Genomic DNA, 1,925 nt, shown 5'->3' with positions numbered 1-1,925 from the left:
TCTGTACGACATCATCGACCGTGACCATGATGGAACCATAACCGCTAAAGAGCTGAAAGCCGCGATAGGCATTCCGGCCTACGCACAGTCGCTTTCGCAACTGATCATCTATTACGAAAGCGAGTGGCAGTACACCCCCAGTAAGTGGGATGCGCTGGACGATGTACTGGGCCATAGCGGCTCGACCCCGCACCTGAACTGGGTGGCAGAGAAAGAGCGGATCAAGCAGATAAGTTGGTGGAATGAAGTGGCGGCGAAAGTTGGATTGCCGGTAGATGGGCAGGTGTATCACTTTCATCCGGTGGGGTTGGTGGGGAATTTTTCTGCTGTAAGCGATGACAACGATCTGAAGTGGCTGAAAGTGCCGTATGGACAGCTAACGTTTGATGTCGAAGGTAATGATATTGAAGACTCTTCGAAATCCGGGCATCGATATTTTAGTCGAGTAGTACATTGGCCGGGTGGAGCATCTGGCGTAACGATTGGTCGTGGCTACGATCTTGGGCAGAGACCAAACCCGGATACGGACCTGTCAGCGGCTGGCATTGAGGAGCCGCTGCGATCATGGCTTATTGGCGCTAAAGGCCTATCAGGTCAAGCTGCGCGTGAGTATTTGAATGCGGCTCCAGAAAATATCCGTAAGAAAACTATCACTAGAAAACAGCAATATGATTTATTTTTACCTGTATATGACTACATGAAAAGAAAAGTAATTAAAATATCCAGCGATCAATTCAATGTAAGGGAGTACGGCATACTTAACTGGAAAGGTGTAAGTAGTAAAATCCAAGATATTTTGATCGACTTGATTTATAGAGGTGACTATACGCCTAGTGCGCGAGCATTCATCCAAAAGCCGTTCGTGCAAAACGATTTTAATAAAATTAAATTCGAAATTTCCAAAACAAGCAACTGGGTCAATGTTCCAGTCGACAGATATCAAAAGAGAAAGGAGCACCTATAAAATGGGGAAGAGGTTTTTTATGGTTTTAGCTATATGTATTACTGGTGTTTCTGAAGCCAAGAGCTTTGACTACAGCAAAGTATTTATGGCCGGAACAGGCTCTGTAGGAACTAATCTAGTCAGATACTTAACTTGGACGGAGGACTATTGTATCCTTATACAAAACTTAATCCCAGGCGGAAAGGGTAAAGTGCTCGCGGAGAAAGCCATTTGTTCATTAGATGGTAAGAATTTTAGTCGTGATTACGCTGATGTAGAAGTTAAAAGTGGTGAATTCAAGGATGGAAAACTTTTATTTGAAATTGGAGTTACTCCATTGCAGCCTGTAGATGAAAAAATCATGTCTTGTGAAGTCGTCTTTCATAACGATTTAGCAGATCATCTTTCTTGTAAATAAAAGATTGCTCTCGAATCTTCGAAAGAGGGGGGAGTAACGGACCCAAAAATAAACGTAAGCCCAGTGGCTTAGCGATTTCTCCCAGATTATGCGCCCCCCCCTCTTAGGCCAGTTCCAGTGCGATCGCATTTCGCTGGATCTGGCTTTATGTCAAAAGTCAGATGGGTGTAATGGACCAAGCCTCTAAAAACTGCAGGCCATCCGACTGAGTCAATCACAATGATAGCTGTATGGAGGGCGCCTACCTCCGTGAAAGGGTCAGCGCTGGCCCTAACTGGAAGTGTAGCGCGTTACCCCCGATTCTCATTTGCAGATAGCGTGAGCCCGTCGCGATGAAATGCGAGCCCACGCTGTCGAATGCAAGCTCATTTGAAATTAATGTGAGCCGGTGGCTTTGGCTGATTGTAGTTAATGTGAGCCCGAAATGTCGCTGAATGGTAACCGCTCCATGAAGCCCACATTCCAAGCCGATATTTGATGCCCGATGCTGAGCTCCCGAACTCTCTCAGGAGCCTGCCCCACATGATGCGTCCCGATGCAAAAGTCGAAAAGGTATACCTCTAC

General features: G+C 46.0%; 2 protein-coding genes. Both read left to right on the top strand.

The annotated features are described in order from the left end of the window. Positions 1-964, top strand: a 964-nt coding sequence (locus tag ACZYSM_RS29085; RefSeq protein WP_489077108.1) for a pesticin C-terminus-like muramidase, incomplete at its 5' end; no start/stop codon positions are given. 19 nt (positions 965-983) lie between these two features. Then, complete coding sequence (locus ACZYSM_RS29080) at positions 984-1,361, top strand: hypothetical protein (RefSeq protein WP_489077106.1); 378 nt, start codon at positions 984-986, stop codon at positions 1,359-1,361. Positions 1,362-1,925: the final 564 nt, after the last annotated feature.

The organism is Pseudomonas sp. F220 (assembly GCF_057813935.1).
Note: the sequence above shows the minus strand (reverse complement) of the source record. Positions and strands in the feature narration are given on the sequence as shown.